Source organism: Venenivibrio stagnispumantis, assembly GCF_900182795.1.
GTDB lineage: Bacteria > Aquificota > Aquificia > Aquificales > Hydrogenothermaceae > Venenivibrio > Venenivibrio stagnispumantis.
Genome location: NZ_FXTX01000015.1, coordinates 1 through 24,512 on the forward strand (window position 1 = coordinate 1; position 24,512 = coordinate 24,512).

Sequence of the window (24,512 nt, forward strand, 5' to 3'; positions counted from 1 at the left end):
TTATCAGAAAACCATCTTAAGAGTTTAACTTTTTATCCTTATATTAAGGAGGCTTTTAATGTGATATAATTATCATTCCTTTTCGGTTTTGGTATATTTTGTATCCCCTGCCGAGATAAATAAAGCCTTTTTCAAACTTATGCTTTGGTATTACTCTCATCTTAAAACTCCTTGAAAAGTTCCTTTATAATCAATACGTAAAATTAAGTTTGAATAAAAATTCTATCCCGTTTTTGATATGCAGATTTCAAATTGGTATCAAATCCTGCCCCCGCAACCAATAATAAATTTCATTTATTGTAAATAAATTTAATTCTAAATCTTGCAAGCTATCACAAATTCAATTAAAGTACAAGAATAAAGACAATAAAGATGGAAACAATAAAAATTTATAAAATTAATAATTTTCTTATAAAGAAAAACCTTCCGTGATAGGAAGGCTTATTTGATTTTTTATTCTATTAATTTATTTTTTGGTTCGTCAGATTCTTTTACATCTTTGGCAGATACTTTTATTCTACCTTGATCATCTATTTCTGTAACTTTTACTTTTATAATATCTCCAACTTTAACTGCATCTTTTGCAGATTTTAATCTTTTATCACTAATTTGAGAAACATGTAATAAAGATAATTTACCAGGTAAAAGCTCTAAAAATGCTCCGTAATCTTCTACCCTTGTAACTTTTCCAAGATAAACTTCCCCTACTTCTATATCCATAGTAAGCTCATTTATCATTTCTATTGCTTTTTCTGCATTTGCTTTATGAACTGAGTATATTTTTATTAATCCATCCGGTTCTATATCTATTTTTACGCCGGTTTCTTCTATTATTTTCTTAATATTCTTACCTGCTGGACCTATTATTACAGGTATTTTTTCAGGTAAAACTCTAAGTTTAACAACAGAAGGAGCATAAGGAGATAACTCTTTTCTTGGCTCAGGAATAGCTTGATACATTAAATCTAAAATATATAATCTTCCTTCTCTTGCTTTTTTTAGAGCTTCTTCTAAAATTTCTCTTGTTAAGCCTTTTATTTTTATATCCATCTGAATAGAAGTAACACCATCTCTTGTGCCTGCTACTTTAAAATCCATATCTCCAAGATGGTCTTCATCGCCGAGTATGTCTGTAAGAATTACGAAACTATCTTCTTCTTTTAATAATCCCATTGCTATACCGGCTACATGTTTCTTCATAGGTACACCGGCATCAAATAATGCAAGGGAACCACCACAAACGGTAGCCATAGATGTAGAACCATTTGATTCAAGAATATCTGACACAACTCTTATAACATAAGGAAATTCTTCTTCAGAAGGTATTAAAGGTTCTAAAGCTCTTTCTGCTAAATTCCCGTGTCCAATTTCCCTTCTTGAAGGTGGTCTCATTGGCTTAGCTTCACCGGTGCTAAATGGTGGAAAGTTATAATGGAGCATAAATCTTTTAGTTACTTCTCCAAGCTCTATACTTTCTTCTATCTGTTCTTCCCCAGGAGCTCCAAGTGTAACTGCTACAAATGCCTGTGTTTGTCCTCTTGTAAAGATCGCAGAACCATGAATTCTTGGGAATACTCCGGTTTTTATCCAAATTGGTCTTATTTCATCAGGTTTTCTTCCATCTATACGAATTTTTTCTTTTGCAACTTTTTCTCTCATTACATTACTTACAATCTCTTTATAGAACAATGAAGCTCTTTTTTTCTTTTCTTCTGGAATTTGTAGAACTATTATAGCTTCTTCAAAAATTTCTGAAATTCTTTTGTTTCTTTCTTTTTTATCTAATATATTAAATGCTTCTTTTAATTTTTCATAAGTTGCTTTTTTTAATTTTTCTTTTATATCTAAATCTTCTTCTACTGCAATTTTTATTTTTTCTTTACCGCATTTTGCTTTTAATTCTTCTTGAATATCTATTAATTTTTTAAGTTCATTATGTCCAAACATTATTGCTTCTAATATTTCTTCTTCCGGAACTTCTTTTGCTCCACCTTCTACCATTACTATTGCATCTTTTGTTCCGGCCATCACAATTTCTAAATCAGACTGGGCAATTTCTCTATATGTTGGATTTACTATAAATTGTCCATTTACTCTACATACTCTAACTGCTCCAATAGGTCCTTCAAAAGGAGCTTCTGAAATTGTTAAAGCAGCAGAAGCCCCAACCATTGCTAAAACATCTGGGTCAAATTGGTCATCTGCAGATAATGTGATTGCAGAAATTATTACATCATTATAAAAGCCTTTTGGAAATAATGGTCTGATAGGTCTATCTATATTTCTTGATATTAATATCTCCCTATCTGTTGGTTTTCCTTCTCTTTTTACAAATCCACCTGGTATTCTACCATAAGCATAACTTCTTTCTCTATAATCAACGGTAAGTGGTAAAAAATCTATATCCGCTATTGCTTCTTCAGAAATTACAGCAGTTACTAAAACTGCTGTGTCCCCTTGCCTTACTATTACTGCACCATTTGCTTGTTTTGCAAAATATCCGGTTTCAATAATATAAGGAGCATTATTTATAATGGTTTCTACTTTAAATCCTTCCATTATTTGCTCCCAGCTGATTCTCTTAATCCAAGTTCCTCTACTATCTTTTTATATCTTTCTTCACTTTCTCTTTTTAAATAATTTAAAAGTTTTCTTCTTTTATTAACAAGACCTATTAATCCTCTTCTTGAATGAAGGTCTTTTTTATTTGCTTTGATATGCTCTGTTAAATTATTAATTCTTTCTGTTAAAATTGCAATTTGTACTTCTGGAGAACCAGTATCTTTCTCATGTAATGCAAATTTTTTAATTAATTCCTGTTTTTTTTCTACAGTTATTGACATACAATAAGCCTCCTACAAAAATTTTTCTTCAAAAGAATATTATATCACAGATTTTAGGAAGATGTGAGATTTTTATATGGTGGGAAAGGAGGGAATCGAACCCTCACGGGGTTGCCCCCAAGGGATTTTAAGTCCCTCGCGTCTGCCAGTTCCGCCACTTTCCCAAGAGAGATATATATTATAAATAATTTTTTTTAAAATTGCAACTTTCTTTTTAAGTAATGAAAAAATAAAGGAATAATATATAAATTGACAATAATTGCAAATATTAAACCACCAATCATTGCTATTGCTAAATTTTGAATTATTTGAGTTCCTGTTCCAATAGCTAAGGCAATAGGTAACATAGCAAAAGAGTTTGATAACATAGTCATCATTATAGGTCTAAATCTTACAGATATTGCATTTAAAATTTTTTCTGTTTCAGTTATATTGTTTTGCTGGTTTTTCTCATAAAAATCAAATATAAGAATATTATTATTAATAACAATGCTTAAAACTATTAACATTCCCATTAAAGCTGTTATATCAATAGGTTTTTTAGTTAAAAATAAGCCTATAAAAACTCCTAAAAGAGTTAAAATAAGAGCCAATAGTATTGAGATTGATATATTAAGATTTTTAAATTGAAACATTAATGCTATTAAGATGACAATTATAGAAATTATTATAACTATAAACATCTCTTTGAATGATTTTTGTTGTTCTTTGTAAAATCCGGATATAATAGGCGAAATATCCCGTGGAATTTGAGCTTTTCTTAAGGTTTCCTTCACTTCTTGAATGGCTTTTGACATATCGTTTCCTTTAAATCTTACGGTTATTATTGCAACAGGAGAAAGATTATAATGGGTTACTTCAGCTTCTTTATCTTTTATTTTTATATCGGCAACATAAGAGATAGGTATTAATTTACCTAATTTGTTAGAATATATTTTTAAATCATTGATTTCAAAAAAATCCTTTTTTTGTGTAGTTAAAATCCGAATATTAAATATTTTTTCTCCCTGCATTATATTTCCTATAACATTTCCCCAATATATGTTATAAATTTGGTTGTAAATATCATTTATGGTTATACCGTAAATAGCTTCTGCATCCGGTTTTAAAGTTATTTTAATAGAAGGAGAAACATAATTTGTTTTAAGGTTTACTTCTTCTAAAATTGGTTGTTGTCTTAACATATTTTCTATTGATTGTCCTGTTTTTATAAGTTTTTCTGGGTCAGAACCATATAAAATTACGGAAATTGGAGCTTCTTCTCCCATTATATCCGCCAGTCTATCTTCTAAAACCTGAGGCAAATCAAACTCTTCTAAATTAGGAAATCTAGAATTTATTTTTTCTCTTAACTCTTCTTTTATTTGAAAAATATCCCTTTGTCTATCATTTTTTAAAACAACAAGGAAATCTCCGATATTAGGTTGAGTGATTATATTTCCTAAGGATGTTCCTATTCTTAATGTCCAGCTTTCAACTTCCGGAATGCTATTTATAATTTCCCCAATATTCATAGCTTCTTTATAACTTTCTTCTAAGGATGTTCCGGTTGGAAATTTAAAATCTAATACTAAATTTCCTTCATCCCATTTTGGTAAAAATGTTGAAGGTAATGTTTTATAAAGAAAAAAAGTTGTTATCATTCCTATAATAATAATTGGAACAGAAATATAATCATACTTAAAAGATTTCTTTAAAAAATTGATATATTTTTCTTTAAATTTATCTATAATATCAATTTTTTTCTCTTCTTTTTGTGGTAAAAGTATATAAGCAACAACAGGAACAAAAAATATAGCTAAAAGTTGTGATATTAGATATGTTGCAACTAAAACTAATGCTAATTGTTTAAAGAAAACTCCAACAATTCCGGAAACCAAAAGTAAAGGTATAAAGACAATAATAGATATAAAAGTAGCTATACTCATTAAAGGAATTATCTCTTTTGAGCCATCAATTACTGCATTTAATTTATCTTTTCCTTGTCTTAGATGTCTTTCTATATTTTCTATAACTATAATTATATGGTCTATTAATCCACCTATTGCAGCTGCTAATCCTCCAAGAGAAAATAAGTTAAAATCTAAATTGGTGATTTTAATACCTATAATTGTTATAAAAAATATTACCGGAATAATAAACAAAGTTATTAATGATAATTTTATTTTTCTTAAAAATAGAAATATAATAAATACAGCAATTACACTTCCAAGTATTATTGCATCTTTAACACTTTTTATTGCCATTTCTACAAAAGCAGTTGAATCATAGGATTTTTTTATTATTATTCCTTGTGTTTTCAATTTCTGATTTATATTTTCAATAGTATCATCAACATTTTTTACTACTTCAACGGCATTTGCATTTGGTTGTCGTAAGAGATTAAATACTACTGCATTTTCATAACCGGAAAATCCAGATATTGATTTTATTGGATTTGTAGAACTAACAATTATAGCTATATCTGAAAGGCTGATAAATCTTCCATTTGAAACAGGAATTTTTAGCTGCAAAAATTTATAAATATCTGTTGGTTTTTGATATAAAGATATAATATATTGTTTATGGAAAGAGTCTAACTGACCGATAAAATCAATTTTTGTCTGTTCTTTCAAATATGAAATGAGATTATTTATATCAACATTATAATTTTCAATTTTGTTTAAATCTAAAATGATATGATATTCTTGCCATTGAGGAGCTTTTAACTCTATATCGTAAACTCCATTTACAGATAAAAGAATTGGTTTTATTTGATAATAAAGAATTTCTGTCAATTTCTCTTTTGGTACAGAATTTGAACATATTCCATATATTGCTATTGGATACATACTTGGAGTTGCCTGTCTTACTACAATATTTGAATTTGATGGTAATCTATTTTTTAATTCTGCAACTCTTGCCTGAACAAATTGTAAAGCTAAATATGGGTCAATATTCCAATCAAAATACATATTAATATCAGTAGAACCAACAGATGTTGATGATACTATTTTTTCTACATTCTGTATCGTTTTTAAAGATTCTTCAGCAGGTTTTGTAACTTCTAAAAGCATTTGTTCTACTGGTGCAAAACCATTTTCAATTGATACTTCTATCCTTGGAAAAAAAACATTCGGGAAAACATCTCTTGGAATATCCTTAGAAGAGATATAACCAATATAAGAAAGTAATAATAAAGCTAATAAGATTGCAAATTTTCTTTGGATTAAAAATAAGAAAAAATTTTTTCCATTCATTTTATTATTACCTCTGTTCCATCTTCAAGCCTGTAAGCATTTTGAATAATTATTTGGTCGTTAAGAGATAAATTTCCTGAAACTAACACTTCATTGCCTAAATCTTTTAAAATATTTACCGGTCTAATTTTTGCTTTATTTCCTACTACAACAAAGATAAAAGGTTTATTATCTTTTATTATTATTGCTTCTTTTGGAATAGAAAATCCCTTTGTTTCATTTATTTCTACCTGTGCAGTAAATTTATAATTTAATGGTAATGAAAAATCATTAACAGGATAGACTTTTACTTCTATTAAATTTGCTTCGGAGACAGGAATAATTTCCTTAATTTTAGCAGTATACCATTTTTGTAAAACTTTTATTTTTATATTTTGGTTTACTTTCATTTGGGTAAGATATTCAATTGGAATGTATAAAGATAAAAAATTTTTCTTAGGATTGTATACTTTTGCTATTTGTGAACCAAGCTGAATATATGATTGATTTGGAATTATTTCTACTATGTATCCTTCACATGTTGACAATATTTTTGAATTAACTTCCTGTATTTTTGAAAGTTTTAATTGATTTTTTAAATTTTCAAGTTCTAAATTTTTTGCAATAACTGTGTTTTTTAAATCTGATAAATCATTTTTTGATAATAGACCTAACTTGTATAATTCTTCATAATTTTTTAACTTTTTGTTTAGATTATTTAATTCTTCTTCCGAAAGATTTATTTTATTCTTTAATGAGGCTATATTTGTTTTTAAAAACTCATTTTTAACTTCGGCAATTTTCATTCCTTTTTTTACAAAATCTCCTCTACCTATTAAAGTTGTTATATATCCTTCTGTTTTAGAATTTATTGTGCAAAAATTATCAATATTTACAACTGCCGGAACTTCTATTGTTAAATAGGAAATTTTTTCCATAGGTTTAGAAATTTTCACAGGAACAGCAACTTTATCTGTTTTATTTTCAAAATCTTCTGCGTAAATGTTAGATATAATAAAAAATAAAAATATATAGATTAAACTTCTCATTTGTAAATTTCCCCCGTTGCTAAATATTTAAGTAATTGATAATTGGAGTATATCTTAAATTGAGTTTGAATATAATTTTCCTTCGCTGAAAGATAATCTTTATAATAGTTATCAAGCATTATAAAATCAACAAGTCTCATCTGGTATGCTTTTTGATATTTATCAAGTATTTCTTTTAAGATTGAATATTTTTGCTGAATTAAAGGAAGTCTTTTTAATCCATCTGATAAAGAGCTATATATAGAGTTTATTTCTTGAATTATTCTTAACTTTTCTCTTTGTTGTAATATATCTATACTTTTTTCTTTTGTTTTTATGCTTAGTAAATTATATTTTGTTGCACCGTTTAATATTTTAAAGTTAATGGATGTTCCTATAAGGTTTTGATTGCCATTTCCGGTAGGGTCTTTATTTATTTGGTATTCATAAAAAATAGATAGGTTTGGATACCAATAATTCTTTTCTTTTTGGTAATCTGTTTCCAAGATAAATTTATCTAAATTTAAAATTTTTAAATCCGGATATCTTTCTAAAATTTTATTTTGTATATTTTCCAAATCTTCTATCTTTTCCGGAATATTTATTTCTTCTAATTTAATATCGTTAACTCCGGTTAAAATTTTGAGATTTTTTTCAATTAAATCTTTATTTTCCTTATAATTAATAAGTTTTTCTTCTTCTGTTAAAAGTTTTGATTTCCATTTATCTTCTTCTACAGGAGGGAATAATTCATGTTGAATTGCATCTTTTGTAAATTTTAAATTTTTTTGTATCCATTCAATATTTTCTTGTTGTAGATTTATCAACTGATTATACAGCAATAAAGATGTGTATAAATCCAATATATTTTTAAAAAGCTGTTGTTGTTCTTTTTGTATTAAAAATTCGGCTTTTTCTTTTTCAAATTCATTTATTTTCAAATCGTATTTTGTTTTATTAAAAATATCAATATTATTTGATATATTTATTGTTGATATATCATAAAAATTTTGTAATTTTGTAGCTTTTATTCTTGAATAAGAAATATTAGAATTTAAATCTAAAAATCTACTTTTTCTTAGAGCCTCATCTTTTTGATTATAATATTCCTGATTTAGATAAATATTTTCTTGAAATTGTAGATTTTTTTTAGCTTTTTCAAATAGATTAAAAACCTCATCACCTTTGCTATTTTGTATATAACAAATTAAAATCAAGGTAAGAATAAATATTTTTTTCAAACATTATCCCTCTACAATAACTTCTTTAAAAAACTCAATAACCTTCTTGATTGCTTTTTCTCTATCATTATCCATAATTATAACATGATAAGAATTGTCTAATAAATTAATCAATTATTAATTTCTATCTTTTTATCAATTTGAGCAAAACTATTTATATCATTAAGTATTTTTTCTGCTACATTCCACCTATCTTTTGAGTTAAGTAGGACTACTAATATATCTTTACCTTCTTTTTTTGCTTTTAGTATAAGACATTTACCGGCTTGGGGAGTATATCCTGTTTTTACACCATAAACATCTTCATCTTTTCTTAGCATTTCATTTGTGTTTTTTAATGTTATTATTCTTTTTCCATCCATGGTTTCTATTTGGGTTTCTTTTATTCTTACTATATTTCTAAATACCTCGTTTTTCATTGCTATTTCTGTTAATTTTGCTAAATCTTCTGCAGTAGAGTAATGCATATCATCATGATGTCCACAAGGATTTGTAAAATGTGTATTTTTTAATCCGAGTTCTCTTGCTTTTTTATTCATCATTCTGACAAAATTTTCTTCTGTTCCTCCGGTATATTCTGCAATAGCATAGCATGCATCATTTCCGGAAGATATAAGAGCAGCTTTAAGTAAATCATACACTTTATAAATTTCTCCTTCTTTTATATCAACCCTATGTCCTGTTTCATTTGCTGCATTTTTTGATACGATTAAAAATTCTTCTGGTTTTATTTTTTCTAAAACGATTAATGCAGTCATTATTTTAGTTAAACTTGCCATAGGAAGAGGTTCATCTGCATTTTTTTCTAAAATAACTTTTCCATTCACCTTAACTAAATATGCTTTTGTCTTATATATATCAAAATCTTCATAATCAGCAGACACTTTTTTTATCTTTTTTTTGGTTGTTTTTTTATATACATTATGATTTTTTGTTATTTTTTTATGATTTTTTATCTCTTTTGCTTGTATAAAAAATGGTATTAATATCATTATCAATATTATTATTTTTTTCATTTCTCTTCTCCTTGAAAAAATTCTTTAATATATTAATAGCTTTTTCGTCGGAAATAAAACTATATTCTATTTTAAATGGTAAATTTTTTTCGTCAAATACTTTAAAATTGTTTAATACTACACCTGCTTTTTTATCTTCTGCTGAAAATATTACTTTTTTTATCCTTGATTGCATTATTACACCGGCACACATTAAGCAAGGTTCAAGGGTAATATATAAAATACAATCATCTAATCGCCAAGATTTTAATTTTTTTGATGCTTTTTGAATTGCTAATATTTCGGCATGATATAAAGGATTTTTTTTCGTTTGTCTTAAATTATGAGCTTTTGATATAACTTTTCCATTGCAAACAACAACTGCTCCTACCGGCACTTCTCCTTTTTTATATGCTTTTTCTGCTTCTTTATAGGCTAAATCAAGAAAATATTTATCATTTTTTAACTTCTTTCCCAATATTTCTCTCTACCGATTCTATCTTTTGTTTTAATCTGTTATCTTTGCCTTTTCTTATATCAAATTTAACAACAGAATAAACTCTGTTGCAATCCGGTTCAAGAAGTTTATAAGCTTTGTTTATTATTTCAAGGGCTTCTTCCATTGTTGCCACTTCAAAAGTTGTTCCCATAGGAGATAATTTATAATCTATACCACTTTCATCAATCATTTTTATAATTCTACTTACATAAGGGCTAACGCTTTCTCCTTTATCTGTTGGAAACATACTAAAATCAACCAATACTGACATCTTTTTTACCTCCTCTTGGCTATTACCATAAATACCGGATAACTTTTAGTCATACCATCTTTTTCTTTATCAATATTATAAATTATATCAAGAAATTTTATTTCAAATTCATTTTCATCAAACCATTTTATAACTTCATCCCTGCTAAATCCAAAATGTTTAACATCTGTATTATCTGAATGGAAAGAGCCATCTTCTTTATCTAAATCAACAATAACAAGATAACCGCCTTTTTTTAGATAATTTTTTAGAAAATTGATTGCTTCTTTTGGATTGTCTAAATGATGAAAAGCCATTGTGCTTATAATCATATCAAAATCTTTTTCTTCAAAATCTCCCTGGAATATATCTTTTTTGTAAATTCTTATATTTTGAATATTATTTTTTTCAATTTTTTCCTTAAATACAGAAAGCATTCCTTCGGATAAATCAAAAGCTACTATCTCTTTAACATAAGGTGATAAATATATATCTGTTGTTCCTGTGCCGGCTCCAAGGTCTAAAACTTTCCAATCTTTTGTTACCGGTATGAGAGATAATATTTTTTCAACAAAAATTCTTGACCTTTCTTCTTTATCCGGTGTGTCATATTTATTTGCAACCATATCAAATCTTTTTGCCATTTCTTCTTTTTGTTTTGCTTCATTCCAATACATATCCATCTCCTTTAAGCTCATTTCTTCAACTTTTTTATTTTGTTCTTTTGCTTTTTGTTCTATATAAGAAAATCTGTTAATTGTTCTATCTATTGATAGATGTAGGGCTTCTTCCGGGTCAATATTCATAAATCTTGCTAAATTAGTAATTGCTATAAGCAAATCTCCAAGCTCATGTTTTTTTTCTTCATCGGTTTTTGCTTCTTTTAATTCATTTAGTTCTTCTTCTACTTTTTTCCATACTTCATCTATACTTTCCCATTCAAAACCAACTTTTGCCATTCTGTTTTGAACTTTTACTGCTCTTATCAATGCCGGCATTCTTTTTGGTATTCCTTCAAGGATAGAATTTTTTTCTTCCTGTTTTATTTGATGCCATTGTTTTAAAACTTCTTCTGCTGTTTTTGCCATAGAATCGCCAAAAACATGTGGATGTCTCTTTATTAATTTATTTTTTAAATTTACCAAAACATCATTTATATCAAATTTTCCTTCATCTTTTTTAATCTGTGAATGAAAAACCACTTGAAGCAAAACATCTCCAAGCTCTTCTATCATTTTTTTATCATCATTTTCTTCTATTGCTTCAAAAAGTTCATAAGCTTCTTCTATAAGATTATTTTTTATAGATTGGTTTGTTTGTTCTCTATCCCAAGGGCATTCTTTTCTAAGTTTTGCTACTATATCAACAACTTCTTGAAAATTTTTTCCTTCTTCCATCTTTTCACCTTTTTATTTTTTTAATATTCTAAATATTTTAAGCAAAAAATCCTATGATTAATTTAATATTTTCTTCCCTTAATATAAAATAAAAAACCTATAATCGGAAAAATAATCATAAGAAAAGCAGATAATTTATAATTATCATTTGTTATAAATAAAAATAAAGACCAAGTTAATAAACCGGTAGTAGAAGCAATTCTTTCTGTTAAAGATAAAAAAGATAATCTTACAGAAGATTGGGATGGTGGAAAATTTTCTAAAATAAATATACGGGAAACACTCCAAAGATGTGCAAGAGAAAATCCTGCAAGAAATCCAACCATTAAAACAAAATAATTTGGAGTTATAGGTAAAATAACTAAAAATAAACTCCATAATATAAATCCAATAGGAAAAACCTTTTTTGCAGAAAATCTATCTGTTATATATCCCCAAAAAATGCCACCTATAATACCACCAATAGCTGATAAGCCTATCACTTTATATATAAATATATCTTCAAAGTTATAAACTTTTTTAAGATATATACTCATCATTGCAATTAGAGTATTTGCTACTTCTGTTAAAGATAAAATAGATACGATTGTAAAAATAAAATATTTATCTTTAAAAATATCTTTTAAATTTATCTTTTCTTTAAAATCCGGATTTTTTAAAAATAAGAAAGAAGGTAATGAAAGAATTAAAAAAATAAAAGCTACAAAAATATATGCTTCAGGGAGTTTTAGATATTTAGCAAGGAAAATTAAAGCAATAGCAGAGCCTATATAACCAAAAGATACACCAAGACCGGAAACAAATCCTTTACTTTCAAAATTTAAAAGTAAAGAGTTATAAAACACGAAAGCTTGCTGATGAAAAATAGCCATTAATAAAAAAATTACTAAAGATAAAAAAGGAAATGGATAACTAAAGAATAAAAAAAATGTAGATAAAGCTGTTAAAATAGTAAATAAAATAAAAAATTGTTTTCTTAAACCTTTACTATCAGCAAATTTCCCAAGGATTATAGCAAAAAAGAAAGATATTAAAAATGCAAAGGCATAACTAATGCTATAAATTTTTGTATCTATAAATTTTGTGATATACAAAGGAAAAAATGTTGAATAAATTAAAGCACTTAATATTGTTTCGCCTGTATCAAATAATGCAAAAGATAAAAATTTTTTCATTCTTTTATGGAAACAAGAGATTTTAAGGATTTTATCTCTTCTTCTGTTAGTTCTCTAAATTCACCGGTAGATAGATTTTCATCTAATTTTAAATTGCCTATTCTTATTCTTTTAAGATATTTAACAGGATGGGATAATGTTTCCATTATTCTTTTTACTATATGATATTTTCCTTCTGTTATTGTGATTAATATTTCAGACTCGGATAAAACTTTGATTTCAAATGGTTTTGTTTGATAACCATCTTTTAATTTAATTCCTTTTTTTATCTTTTCTGTATCTATATCAAAGGCATTACCTTCAACAACTGCATAATATTCTTTTTCTATCTTCCATTTTGGATGGGCTAATCTGTGTGCCAATAATCCATCTGTTGTAATTATTAATAATCCTTCTGTATCAATATCAAGCCTTCCAACCGGAAATAATTTATCAGAAAAATGGTAATCTGAAAAATAATCCATCACAGTAGGAAAATTTTCATCGTAAGTTGCAGTTATACATCCTGCCGGTTTATTAAACATAAAATAATAATCTTTCTTAAAAGATAAAATTTCCCCTTCAAATTCTACTATATCTTTTTCTAAATCTATATGTGTAGCCGGATTTTTTATTATTTCTCCGTTTAATGAAACTAAACCTTTTTTTATTAATTTTTGAACTTCTGACCTTGAACCAAGTCCTATAGATGATAAGAATTTATCTAATCTAATATTTATCTCCTTTTAAAAGATAGGGGGAAAGCCCCCCTTCTTAGCAAATTATTCCTTTTTGCTTTGGTTTAATGCATCTTTCAAAGATTTAGCAGCAGAGAATACAACAGCTTTTCTTGCAGGAATTGTAATCTCTTTTCCTGTTCTTGGGTTTCTTCCTTTTCTTGCTTTTCTTTCTCTAACATGGAAAACACCAAGACCAGGAAGAGCTACTCTCTCGCCTTTTGCAAGAGCTTCTGCAAGAGCTTTGATACCTGCATTAACAGCTCTTTCAGCTGCTGCTTTTGTAAGTCCTGCCTCTGCAGCAACTTTTGAAACGAGTTCTGCTTTTGTCATAATGAACCCTCCTATAAAAATTAGTTTTTATCAACTTCCCATAGAAGAAAGTTGATATTCTTAATTTATATCAGAAAATATGATTTTGTCAAGGGGTTTTTGCAATTTTTAACCAAAAGCTGAGATTAAAATTTTAAATCTCGTTTATTGAATCTTTTAAAGAATCTATAAAGTAATCAAGTTCTTCAGCTGTGATGGATAAAGGAGGCATAATAACCATTACATCACCTAAGGGTCTTACCCAAATACCTCTTTTTAGCATATTTTTTGCTACTTTGAAACCGGTTCTTTCTCCATATGGAAAAGGCTCTTTTGTTTTTTTATCTTTTACAAGTTCAACTCCTGCCATTAATCCGTAATTTCTTACATCTCCTACATATTTTAGCTGTAGGAATTCCGGCAATCTGCTTTCAAGTTGTTTTATTCTTTCTTTTACATTTTTTAGTCTTTTTTCTTCATCAAATAGCTCTATATTGGCTAATGCTACATTACAGGCTAATGGATTTCCTGTATAAGTATGTCCGTGATAAAAATGTTTTGCTTCTCCAAACTCTCCCCAAAATGCATCAAATATCTCTTTTGTTGTTAATGTTGCTGCAAGTGGCAAGTATCCTCCTGTAATACCTTTACCAAGGGCTAAAATATCTGGCTCAATTCCTTCTTTCTCTGATGCAAACATATAACCGGTTCTACCAAATCCTACTGCTACTTCATCAACGATTAATAATATGTTATATTCTGTGCATATTCTTCTTATTTCTTTTAAATATCCTTTTGGAAAAGGTAATATTCCTGCCGCTCCCTGAACCCCACCTTCAACAACAAATCCGGCTATCCTTTGATGGTTCTGGAATATAAATTCTTCAACTTCCTCTATTAATTTTTTTGTAGTTTCTTCTTCCAATGCTTTTTCCCTTCCGGCTATCTGAATAGCTTTTAAATAAGGAGATGGAAGTTTATAAACATCAAATAGAAGAGGTTTATATTTTTCATGGAATATATTTATACCACCTACACTCACACTTCCGAGGGTGTCTCCGTGATAGGCTTCATTTAAAGTAACGAATTTTGTTTTTTCTTTTTCTCCGATATTGTGCCAATAATGATATGCTATTTTTATAGCTATTTCCATTGCTTCTGAGCCATCTTCACTATAAAATACCTTTTCAAGTTTTGAAGGTGTTATCTCAACCAATTTTTTTGCAAGAAGTATAGCCGGAATATTAGAAGCTCCAAGAGTAGTAAAATGTGCAATCTTATTAAGTTGGTCTATAATGGCTTTGTTTAATTTTGGATGATTATGTCCATGGACATTGCACCATAAAGAAGCAACACCATCTAAATATTTATTTCCATATATATCATATATATAATTGCCTTCTCCTCTTTCTACTATAACATTATCTTCTTCTGCATATACTTTCATCTGTGTAAATGGATGCCAAAAATATTCTTTATCCCATTTTTCCAATAGTTTTTTATCTATCATTTGTTATGACCTCTATCATAAATTTGATTATGTCTATTCCTTTATAATATTATTATACAAAATCTTGTTAAAGAGGTGTGTTGATGAAGTATGATGTTTTAATTGTTGGTGGAGGTGTTTCAGGTTTGTCCTGTGCTTTAACTTTGGTATCTGCAAAAGGTAAATTTGATTGGGCTAACGGAAGAAGATATTTGGTAATTGACAATCAAAGCTCTGATTTGTTAAAAGCTATGCTTAATAATGTTCCGGGAGTAAAACAAGGAACTCTTGGAAAAAATCTTCTTGAAGATATTAGAAATCAGATAAGAAGTTATGGCGATGATGTGGAATTTAAAAATGGTAGAGTTGTAAAAATAGAAGGTGAAAAAGGCAACTTTAAAGTTTATCTTGAAGATAATACCTATTATGAAGCTGATATTGTAGTGTTAGCTACCGGATTTCATGAATTTAATATTCAGGTTGATGGTGTTGAAGTTGTAGAAAATAAAAAATCTCCAAGACCCGGCAAAATTATGATAAAGACAGATGAAGACCAAAAAGTAAAAGATGGTTTATATGTAGCAGGATTAGTTGCAGGAGTTAGCACTATGTTTGCTTGTGCTGCCGGTTCAGGAGTTCAGGTCGCTTGTAATATACAGGCATTATGGGCTGGCAAAAATGTTGTTGTTCATGATGTTCCTTCTGAAAATTAATTAAAAATATGACGGGAGCTTAAGCTCCCGTGATTTAAATTATTTAGATTCTTCTAATATCAAATTAACAATTGTTCTAACAGGAAATCCTGTTGCACCTTTTGGATGATAATACCATCCGGCTGTGTTATGGGCAGGTCCTGCAATATCTATATGAACCCAAGGAATTTTTGGGTCAACAAATTTTTCTAAGAATAATCCGGCTGTTATTGCCCCACCATATCTTGATGTAGAAATATTATAAACATCTGCATGGGGAGCTTTTATCTGTTCTCTCAATTTATCATTAAATGGAAGTTGCCACATCCATTCACCGGTATATTTTGATATTCTTAATACTTTATCTATTGCTTTTTGGTTATTTCCCATCACTCCTGCTGTAAATTCTCCAAGGGCTACTACACATGCTCCGGTTAATGTAGCCATATCTATTATCATATCAGGTTTTAATTCGCAGGCATAAGATAATGCATCTGCAAGGGTAAGTCTTCCTTCTGCATCTGTATTTCCTACTTCTATTGTAACACCATTTTTAGCTTTTAATATATCATCCGGTCTGTATGCTTTACCGCTTGGCATATTTTCTGCTGCTGCAACAATACCATGGACAGTTATATCAGGTTTTAATTCCCCAATGGCTTTAAATATACCTAAAACTGCACAGGCACCGGATTTATCAGATTTCATCCATCTCATAAAATCACCTGTTTTGATATTAAGACCACCACTATCAAACATTAAACCTTTTCCAACAAGGGCAATTTCACCTTTTGAGTTTTTAGGTCTATATGTTAAATGGATAAATCTTGGTGGGTTCTCACTTCCTTTTGCAACTGCAAGATAGGCACCCATCCCCATTTTTTCTATCTCGTTTTCATCATATATTTTTATTTCAAATCCATACTCTTTTGCTAAATCTTCTGCTATTTTTGCAAATTGGATTGTGTTTATAACATTTGCCGGTTCATTTACCAAATCCCTTGTAAAGTTTTGGGCTTCTGCAAGAATTTTTCCTACCCTTACTGCTTCTTCCGCTTCTTTTAGATATTTTCTTTCAACATTTATCTGTATCTCTTCTACTTCAAATTTTTCTTTCTTTGTGAAATATTTATCAAAAGAATAATCTCCAAGGATTATACCTTCTACTAAAGCCTGTGCCATATAGCTTTGTTCAAATTCATCAAGTATAACTTCCTTTAAATCAATAGTTAAACTTTTTATCTTTAACTCTTTTGCTTTTCTTATTATGTAGGCTCCGGCTCTTCTTATTGTGTCAAGTTCTGCTTTTTTCTTTGAGCCAAGACCGGTTAATATCACAAAATCTGATTTAATCTCTCCGAAAGTTGGCACCACCAAGAAGCTATTTTCTTCTGCTGAAAATTTTTGAGATTTATAAAGCTTTCTTATCTTATCTTTTAAAGCTTCATTTAACTGCTCTACACTTTCAGGGAAGTTTTTATCTTCTTTGTATAAAAAGCTAACTACTGCATTGGTTTTTGCTTTTTCTAATTTTCCGCTACTTACCTTTATTTTCATCTTGTCTCTCCTTTTTCAGAAATTTCTCTATAAATTCTTTTTAATACCTTACTCGGTCTAAATAATATAAATTTTGTTTTTTCATTATTTTTTGTTTTCTTAAATGGCTCTATTTTCTTTCTTTCTTTTACTTTAAAGCTTCCAATTTCTCTAATCTCTATATTCTCTCCTCTTGCCAATGCATCAATCATTACATTAAATATCTCATCTACTACTTTTTTTATTTCCGGTTTTTCAATATCTGGAAATTTTCTTTTTAATTTTAAAACAATGTCAGATTTTCTCATCTTATCACTCCTTCATAATTTTTTAATTGTTCTTTACATCTATCACATATTTCCTGACCATTTTTTCCAACAGATATATCATAAATCCAGCATCTCGGGCATTTTTCGCCTTCTGCTTTTTTTACTCCAATGATAGAACCTTTTACAGTCTCTCCTTCTATCACCACATCTGCTTCCACATTATTACTCAACTCTACCTGACTAACCGTAAAGAAATATTTTATCCAATCTATTCTATCATTTACAAGATTTTTTTCTTCATTTGGTAAATTTAAAATAACTTTTGCTTCATAAGGATGTCTTATTAAATCTTTTTTTCTTGCTTCTTCAAGGGCTTTTAATACATCATCTCTTACATTTAATAATTTTTGATAGATATTTTCAAGCTCTTTATTTATCCATTCAGATTTTGGTTTTGGCATAATTTCAAGATGAATACTTTCTTTTAAAGAGTTATCTATTTTTTTAGTATATTCCCAAACTTCTTCTGTTGTAAAAGATAATATAGGTGCAAATAATTTTGTTAGAGATACTAAAAGCTCCCATAAAACTGTTTGGGCAGAGCGTCTTTCTACTGATTTAGGTGCATAGACATAAAGTCTATCTTTTAGAATATCAAGATATATTGCTGATAAATCAACAATAAAGAAATTTTTAACGGTGTGATATATTCTGTGAAATTTATATTCAGAATATGCTTTTAATGATATATCTATAATATTTTGAAGCTTAGAAAGCATCCATCTGTCTATTTCAAGTAGTTGCTTGTATGGAACATAATCTGTGCTTGGATTAAAATCATATAGATTTCCAAGGAAATATCTGAATGTATTTCTTATTTTTCTGTAATCTTCGGCTATTCTTTTTATTAAGTTAAATCCTATTTTTATATCTTCTGTATAATCTTCTGAAACAACCCAAAGCCTTAAAATATCAGCTCCGTATTCATTTATAACTTTTTCCGGTGGAACTACATTTCCGGCGGATTTTGACATTTTTCTGCCTTTTTCATCAAGGGTAAATCCATGGGTAAGAACAGCATTGTAAGGTGCTCTATCATAGCTTGCTACACTTTCAAGTAAAGAAGATTGGAACCATCCTCTATGCTGGTCTGAACCTTCAAGATACATATCTGCCGGCCATCTTAACTCTTCCCAAAATCCTGTTTTTAATACTGCAGCATGGGATACTCCGGAATCAAACCAAACATCTAATATATCTTCCTCTTTTTTAAACTCTGTGCTACCACATTTTTTACATTTATATCCTTCCGGAAGAAGTTCTTTTGCAGATTTTTCAAACCAAATATCAGCTCCGTATTCATTATTTTCTATTAGATTTGCAATATGTTCAAAAACTTCTTCATCTTTTACTATTTCTCCGCATTTTTCACAATAAAATACTGCTATCGGGACCCCCCAGCTTCTTTGTCTTGATATACACCAATCCGGTCTATTTTCTACCATACTTTTTATTCTGTTTATACCATAAGAAGGTATCCATTTTACCCTTTCTATCTCTTTAATTGCTTCTCCTCTTAAAGTATTGCCATTTGATAAGATGGCATCCATTGAGATAAACCATTGGGGAGTTGCTCTGAATATAACCGGATTTTTACATCTCCAACAATGTGGATAAGAGTGGGAAATAATCTCTTTATGAAGTAAAGCTCCTACTTCTTCAAGTTTATTTATAATCAGCTCATTTGCATCAAAAACTCTGATACCTCTGAGCCACTCCGGTGCTTCTTCTGTAAATCTTCCTTCATCATCTACCGGTGCAAATGCTTCAACTCCATATCTTTGTCCTATTATATAGTCTTCCTGTCCGTGTCCCGGTGCCATGTGAACAAGTCCTGTTCCGGTTCCAAGTTCTACAAATTCAGAAAGATATATTTTTGAAACCCTATCTATGAAAGGATGATAATATTCTTTAAATTCAACTTCTCTTCCTTTTACCTGCTTTATTATCTCTCCATTTAGCTTAGTTTTTTCTTTAAACTCTTCCAAAAGTTCTTTTGCTATTATTAATATTCCTTTTTCTGTTTTAAAGTATACATAATCAAACTCCGGATTGACCATTATTCCAAGGTTTGCCGGAAGTGTCCAAGGAGTAGTTGTCCATATAACTGCATATGTATTTTCTTCATCTAATAATTTAAATTTTACATAGATAGAAGGGTCTTTTTTGTCTGCATACTCTACTTCTGCCTCTGCTTCGGCAGTTTTATCATAAATACACCAATAAACTGGTTTTTTCCCTCTATATGCTACTCCTTTTTGAAAAATTCTTCCAAGCTCTCTTACTTCCTGTGCCTGATAAGATGGTCTCATTGTAAGATAAGGTTTATCCCAATTTCCAATAATTCCAAGTCTTTTAAACTCCTCAGCTTGGATATTTACAAATTTTTGGGCATATTCTCTGCATAATTTCCTAAATTCAGATTTAGACAAATCCTCTTTTCTTATCTTTTTTTCTTTTAACTCTTTTTCTACTTGTTGTTCTATTGGAAGTCCATGACAATCCCATCCGGGAACAAATGGAGCATCTTTTCCTTGCATAGATTCAAATTTAACAAGAATATCTTTTAATATTTTGTTTAAAGCATGTCCTATATGGATATGCCCATTTGCATAAGGTGGCCCATCGTGAAGAATATATTTTTCTTTTCTTTTCCTTTCTTCTCTCAATTTATGATAAATATTTAACTCTTCCCATTTTTTAAGTATTTGTGGCTCTTTTTGTGGCAGATTACCTTTCATCGGAAAATCTGTCTGTGGTAAATTTAAAGTATCCTTATAATCCAAAAGTTACTACCTCCGATATTCTTAGAATTTTTGGTAAGATTATTATAAATCATTAAAAAATATAAAACAAGAAAAGAAAAAATCAATTTAAACAAAATTTTATATTGCAAAATTTCCAAAATTGAGTATATTTATATTAAGAAACTTAACACTAATGATATAAAATTTTTGAGAGGTGTGCTATGATACAGGTAAAAGTTAAAAATATAGCAATAGACCCATTAACAGGAGCTTCTATAGTATTACTTGAAGATATAAATGATGAGAAAGCTATTTATCCAATATGGATAGGAACAGCAGAAGCAGAGGGAATAGTAATAAATCAAGCCGGTATAAAAACACCAAGACCATTAACTTATGATTTGATGAAAAATATAATATTGGAACTTGGTGGTGTTGTAAAAGAGGTAGCAATTATAGATATGGTAGAGAATGCATATATAGCAAGGGTTTATATAGAGCAAAATGGAAAAATCTTAGAGATAGATTCAAGACCAAGCGATGCTATTAATTTGGCTTTAAGATTTGGTGCTCCTATATATCTAAATGAGGAAGTAGTCAAAAAAATAGAACCGGAAGAATTAAAACAACCAGAAAAAGTTGAAGAAAATAAACAACCGGAAGAAGTTAAACAAGAACAACCTAAGGTAGAAACACAAACTGCCACAGTAAATGAAAGCTTAGAAGATGAAGAGATGAAAAAATTAAAAGAATTCTTAGAAAAAGTAAAGCCTGAAGATTTTATGTTAAATGGTTAATATTGTTTTTCAAAAAAGATATAAATCTATTTTCAATGGAAGATAATCTAATATCTTTTTGGGTTATAAGAGAAAAAGGGCGGGATATTTTTATCCCGTCTATATCTATTATTTTAATCCTATCAATAAATTCCATGGCTATTAATTTTGACACAAAAGCTAAATAATCAGAATTTGCCACAATATCTATAATTGCTTTACTACTTGATATCTCCATAACCGGTTTAAATAAAATATCAAGTGATTTTTCTATAACTTTTCTCGTTCCGGAGCCACATTCCCTTAAAATTATTTTCTGACTAAGAAGAAAAGATTTATCTATTTTTGATTTTATCGGATTATTTTTTGAAGCAATAAGCACAATTTCATCTTCATATATTTTTTTGTTAAATAATTTATTAGAGTCAGCTTCTTCTTCTATTATGCCGATATTAAATATCTTAGACATAATGGAATCTATAACCTCTTTTGAATTACCTACAAAAAGATTAATCTTAATCTCTGGATTTTCTCTGCTAAATTTTGCTATTATCTGAGGAAGTAAATAATCTCCTATGGTGCTACTTGCCCCGATTATAAGAAAATTTCCTTTATAATTTTTCAATATATTTATATCATTTTCCATATTTGCATAATCTTCTAAAATTTTTTGGGCATATTTATATAAAATTTCACCTTCCGGTGTCAGTTTTACTTTATTTTTTTCTCTGATAAATAAAGTTGTTCCAAGATAATTTTCAATTTTTTTTATTTGAAGTGTGATTGTAGGCTGGGATAGAAATAAGACTGTGGCTGCTTTTGAAAAACTTTCAAGGTCTGCAACTGTTTTAAAAATTTTTAATTTATGATAATCTAAAACTTCCAATCTATTTTTCTCCTTTTTTCTTATGGGCTTCTTCTACTACTTTTATAATTTTTTCCATATCTATCTCTTTACAACTATCTTTTTTCTTTTCTACCAATGATAGGAACTCTATATTACCTTCAGGTCCCCAAGTTTCTGAAAAATCTATATCTAATACACAATAACAGCTTTCATTTAATCCTTCAATTACCTTTTTTATAGCTTTAATATGTAAATTCTTATCTTTAACTACTCCTCCTTTTACCTCTTCTTTTGACAGCTCAAATTGTGGTTTAATCAGTATTACACCTTTTGCTTCATCTTTAAGGAGATTACATATATTGGGAAATATTTTTAAAACAGATATAAAAGATACATCACAGACAAATATATCTATTTTTTCAGGTATTTCTTTTTCTGAAAGGTATTTAGCATTAAATTGTTCTATGGAAATAACCCTTGGGTCATTTCTTAATTTTTCGTGTAGTTGGTGGGTTCCTACATCTACTGCATAAACCTTTTTTGCTCCATATTGTAATAAGCAATCTGTAAATCCACCGGTAGATGCTCCTATATCAAGACAGATTTTATCTTTTACATCAAGATTAAAAACCTGTAGTGCTTTTTGTAGTTTAAATCCTCCTCTTGATACATACGGCATTTTTTCTTTTATGTAGATGTTGGCATCTATCGGAACTTTTGTTCCGGCTTTTGTTATTTTCTGGTTATTTACAAAAACAACCCCGCTCATTATGAGAGCTTGGGCTTTTTCTCTTGTTTCTACTATTTTCCTATCTACAAGTAATTTATCAAGCCTTTCTTTCATTTATAAACTTTTCTTTTAAATAAGTCTTTAGGAGATATTATTCTTTCTAAGAATACCTTTCCTTCAAGATGGTCTAATTCGTGCTGGATAACAACTGCTTCAAATCCTTCTGTATCAAATGTTATTAGATTTCCATTTATATCCTGAGCTTCTACCTTTATCCAGTAAGCTCTTTTTACATTTCCGGTATAATCCGGAACACTCATACATCCTTCTCTTATAATAATTTCTCCATCTTTGGCTATTATCTTTGGATTAGAAAGAACCATAAGTCCATGGGATATTTTATTTTCTTTATGGGTAGATTTAGAACTATCTATAATTATTGTTTTTATATGTTTATTTACCTGTGGTGCTGCTATTCCTACTCCACCGGGAGAGTTATACATTGTATAAATTAATTTATCTACAAATTCTTTAAATTCTTTTCCAAAATCCACAACTTCAATAGATGGTATCTTTAATCTTTCATCAGGATATTTTAATATCTCTAATTTTTCCATTTATAACTCTGCCGGTTCTTCTACTTTTTCTAAGGAGATATCTATATTCATATCTTTTGAAACCTTTTTTATAGCATTTTCCAAATCTTCCTGATTTGTAGATGATGGGACTTCTGCCTGTATAAACATAAGATATAAATCATTATTTTTTTCTGTTCTTAAATCTGATATATTTACATTATGGTCTGCCAATATTTTGGATACATTAAATACTATTCCGGGTTTATCAGCTCCAAAAACTATAATGTTATACAAAGAAGCTACTTCTTTCTTTTTATTTATAACATCTTCCGGAATTTGTTTTATCCAGATTGATAAATCCTTATCTTTTATAGATGAAAAACTATCCTCTATCTCTTTTTCCCCTTTTTCTCCTTTTACTACAAGCATTATGCAAAACTCATTATTTAATCTTGTCATTGTTGAATCTTCTATATTAAATCCATTTTCATATAATATTTTTGTTACTTTTGCAACTATTCCCGGTTTATCTTCCCCTACTGCTGTTATAACAAAATAATTCATAACTCCTCTTCCTCTTTTTCTATCTCCTCTAAGTATGCTTTATAATCTTCGTCTGTCATCAGGTCTTCTATTTCGGTAGGGTCTGACATTTTTATTTGGGCTATCCATCCATCTCCATAAGGGTCTCTATTTATTAATCCGGGGTCATTATTAAGCTCTTCATTAACTTCTATTATTTTACCGGTTAATGGAGAATATACCTCTGAAACTGCTTTAACAGATTCTACAGAAGCTATAACATCTCCGGATTCTACATCTGCATCTTTTTCCGGTAAATCAACAAATACAATATCTCCAAGTTGATGCTGTCCATAATCTGTTATTCCTATGGTTGCTAAATCATCTTCTATTTTTACCCATACATGCTCTTTTGTGTAATATAAACCTTCTACTACATTGTATTCTTGCATTCTTCTTTAGCCTCCTTGACAGTGTTTGTAAACTTTTCTAAAATCTATTATGGTATGCAGAAATATATATTTCTGCATTTAAACCACTACAATAACTACTAATCCCTGTCAGCATAGATAGTTTTTCTATGCAGAGCAGG

Annotated in this window: 23 protein-coding genes, 1 tRNA gene and 1 pseudogene; 2 read left to right on the forward strand and 23 right to left on the reverse strand. The window is 28.8% G+C overall.

Going from position 1 to position 24,512, the window contains the following annotated elements; all coding sequences use genetic code 11:
- Positions 1–453: 453 nt before the first annotated feature.
- The 15 genes and pseudogenes from QOR43_RS06165 to bioA form a co-directional block, all read right to left on the reverse strand.
- Positions 454–2,559: a polyribonucleotide nucleotidyltransferase gene (locus tag QOR43_RS06165; RefSeq protein WP_265134549.1), complete on the reverse strand. Its 2,106-nt coding sequence runs from the start codon at positions 2,557–2,559 to the stop codon at positions 454–456.
- Complete coding sequence (gene rpsO, locus QOR43_RS06170) at positions 2,559–2,843, reverse strand: 30S ribosomal protein S15 (protein ID WP_265134550.1); 285 nt, start codon at positions 2,841–2,843, stop codon at positions 2,559–2,561. The genes QOR43_RS06165 and rpsO overlap by 1 nt, the downstream gene beginning before the upstream one ends.
- Before the next feature lie 77 nt (positions 2,844–2,920).
- Positions 2,921–3,007: transfer RNA gene (locus QOR43_RS06175), tRNA-Leu, on the reverse strand.
- Between the two features lie 30 nt (positions 3,008–3,037).
- Positions 3,038–6,082: an efflux RND transporter permease subunit gene (locus QOR43_RS06180; RefSeq protein WP_265134551.1), complete on the reverse strand. Its 3,045-nt coding sequence runs from the start codon at positions 6,080–6,082 to the stop codon at positions 3,038–3,040.
- Positions 6,079–7,110: an efflux RND transporter periplasmic adaptor subunit gene (locus QOR43_RS06185; protein ID WP_265134552.1), complete on the reverse strand. Its 1,032-nt coding sequence runs from the start codon at positions 7,108–7,110 to the stop codon at positions 6,079–6,081. Before QOR43_RS06185 ends, QOR43_RS06180 begins: the two co-directional genes overlap by 4 nt.
- Positions 7,107–8,330, reverse strand: coding sequence for a TolC family protein (locus QOR43_RS06190; protein ID WP_265134553.1), 1,224 nt, complete (start codon positions 8,328–8,330; stop codon positions 7,107–7,109). Before QOR43_RS06190 ends, QOR43_RS06185 begins: the two co-directional genes overlap by 4 nt.
- Positions 8,331–8,440: 110 nt before the next feature.
- Positions 8,441–9,346 (reverse strand): D-alanyl-D-alanine carboxypeptidase family protein, encoded by a 906-nt coding sequence (locus QOR43_RS06195; RefSeq protein WP_265134554.1) that lies wholly within the window; start codon positions 9,344–9,346, stop codon positions 8,441–8,443.
- The gene (locus QOR43_RS06200; RefSeq protein ID WP_265134555.1) at positions 9,273–9,803 is read right to left on the reverse strand and encodes a nucleoside deaminase; all 531 of its coding nucleotides are present in this window, start codon (positions 9,801–9,803) and stop codon (positions 9,273–9,275) included. Before QOR43_RS06200 ends, QOR43_RS06195 begins: the two co-directional genes overlap by 74 nt.
- Positions 9,781–10,095, reverse strand: coding sequence for an MTH1187 family thiamine-binding protein (locus tag QOR43_RS06205; RefSeq protein WP_265134557.1), 315 nt, complete (start codon positions 10,093–10,095; stop codon positions 9,781–9,783). Before QOR43_RS06205 ends, QOR43_RS06200 begins: the two co-directional genes overlap by 23 nt.
- 5 nt (positions 10,096–10,100) lie before the next feature.
- Complete coding sequence (mazG, locus tag QOR43_RS08570; protein WP_345782857.1) at positions 10,101–11,471, reverse strand: nucleoside triphosphate pyrophosphohydrolase; 1,371 nt, start codon at positions 11,469–11,471, stop codon at positions 10,101–10,103.
- Between the two features lie 62 nt (positions 11,472–11,533).
- Positions 11,534–12,646 carry an MFS transporter gene (locus tag QOR43_RS06220; protein ID WP_265134558.1) on the reverse strand — a complete coding sequence of 371 codons (1,113 nt, stop codon included), beginning with the start codon at positions 12,644–12,646 and terminating at the stop codon, positions 11,534–11,536.
- The gene (locus QOR43_RS06225; RefSeq protein ID WP_265134559.1) at positions 12,643–13,170 is read right to left on the reverse strand and encodes a 16S rRNA pseudouridine(516) synthase; all 528 of its coding nucleotides are present in this window, start codon (positions 13,168–13,170) and stop codon (positions 12,643–12,645) included. The genes QOR43_RS06220 and QOR43_RS06225 overlap by 4 nt, the downstream gene beginning before the upstream one ends.
- A 69-nt stretch (positions 13,171–13,239) precedes the next feature.
- A pseudogene (locus QOR43_RS06230) lies at positions 13,240–13,365 on the reverse strand (S4 domain-containing protein); the annotation flags it as partial.
- A 42-nt stretch (positions 13,366–13,407) separates the two neighbouring features.
- Positions 13,408–13,695, reverse strand: a complete 288-nt coding sequence (locus QOR43_RS06235; RefSeq protein WP_265134560.1) for an HU family DNA-binding protein — start codon at positions 13,693–13,695, stop codon at positions 13,408–13,410.
- Between the two features lie 133 nt (positions 13,696–13,828).
- Positions 13,829–15,184: an adenosylmethionine--8-amino-7-oxononanoate transaminase gene (gene bioA, locus QOR43_RS06240; RefSeq protein WP_265134561.1), complete on the reverse strand. Its 1,356-nt coding sequence runs from the start codon at positions 15,182–15,184 to the stop codon at positions 13,829–13,831.
- Between the two features lie 83 nt (positions 15,185–15,267).
- Here bioA and QOR43_RS06245 point away from each other — a divergent pair, with 83 nt between their 5' ends.
- Complete coding sequence (locus QOR43_RS06245) at positions 15,268–15,876, forward strand: FAD-dependent oxidoreductase (RefSeq protein WP_265134562.1); 609 nt, start codon at positions 15,268–15,270, stop codon at positions 15,874–15,876.
- 39 nt (positions 15,877–15,915) lie between these two features.
- Here the strand turns inward: QOR43_RS06245 and QOR43_RS06250 are convergent, their stop codons facing one another.
- From QOR43_RS06250 to ileS, 3 genes are read right to left on the reverse strand one after another with little or no spacing between them, the layout of a single operon-like run.
- Complete coding sequence (locus QOR43_RS06250; RefSeq protein WP_265134563.1) at positions 15,916–17,412, reverse strand: leucyl aminopeptidase; 1,497 nt, start codon at positions 17,410–17,412, stop codon at positions 15,916–15,918.
- A complete protein-coding gene (locus tag QOR43_RS06255; RefSeq protein ID WP_265134564.1) occupies positions 17,409–17,699 on the reverse strand; it encodes an HU family DNA-binding protein in 291 nt (96 codons plus the stop codon). The genes QOR43_RS06250 and QOR43_RS06255 overlap by 4 nt, the downstream gene beginning before the upstream one ends.
- The gene (gene ileS, locus QOR43_RS06260) at positions 17,696–20,506 is read right to left on the reverse strand and encodes an isoleucine--tRNA ligase (RefSeq protein WP_265134565.1); all 2,811 of its coding nucleotides are present in this window, start codon (positions 20,504–20,506) and stop codon (positions 17,696–17,698) included. Before ileS ends, QOR43_RS06255 begins: the two co-directional genes overlap by 4 nt.
- A gap of 182 nt (positions 20,507–20,688) precedes the next feature.
- On the opposite strand from ileS, the gene QOR43_RS06265 reads away from it, so the two are divergent.
- Positions 20,689–21,264 (forward strand): bifunctional nuclease family protein, encoded by a 576-nt coding sequence (locus tag QOR43_RS06265; RefSeq protein WP_265134567.1) that lies wholly within the window; start codon positions 20,689–20,691, stop codon positions 21,262–21,264.
- On the opposite strand, the gene QOR43_RS06270 is transcribed toward QOR43_RS06265, so the two are convergent.
- The 5 genes from QOR43_RS06270 to gcvH are packed head-to-tail and all read right to left on the reverse strand — an operon-like array spanning position 21,248 to position 24,372.
- Positions 21,248–22,129, reverse strand: coding sequence for a LysR family transcriptional regulator (locus QOR43_RS06270; RefSeq protein ID WP_265134568.1), 882 nt, complete (start codon positions 22,127–22,129; stop codon positions 21,248–21,250). The two genes, QOR43_RS06265 and QOR43_RS06270, sit on opposite strands and share 17 nt — an antisense overlap.
- Position 22,130: 1 nt before the next feature.
- A complete protein-coding gene (locus tag QOR43_RS06275; RefSeq protein ID WP_265134569.1) occupies positions 22,131–22,934 on the reverse strand; it encodes a TlyA family RNA methyltransferase in 804 nt (267 codons plus the stop codon).
- Positions 22,931–23,437, reverse strand: coding sequence for a peptide deformylase (def, locus tag QOR43_RS06280; RefSeq protein WP_265134570.1), 507 nt, complete (start codon positions 23,435–23,437; stop codon positions 22,931–22,933). The genes QOR43_RS06275 and def overlap by 4 nt, the downstream gene beginning before the upstream one ends.
- Positions 23,438–23,962, reverse strand: coding sequence for a glycine cleavage system transcriptional repressor (locus tag QOR43_RS06285; RefSeq protein ID WP_265134571.1), 525 nt, complete (start codon positions 23,960–23,962; stop codon positions 23,438–23,440).
- The gene (gcvH, locus tag QOR43_RS06290) at positions 23,959–24,372 is read right to left on the reverse strand and encodes a glycine cleavage system protein GcvH (protein WP_265134572.1); all 414 of its coding nucleotides are present in this window, start codon (positions 24,370–24,372) and stop codon (positions 23,959–23,961) included. Before gcvH ends, QOR43_RS06285 begins: the two co-directional genes overlap by 4 nt.
- Positions 24,373–24,512: the final 140 nt, after the last annotated feature.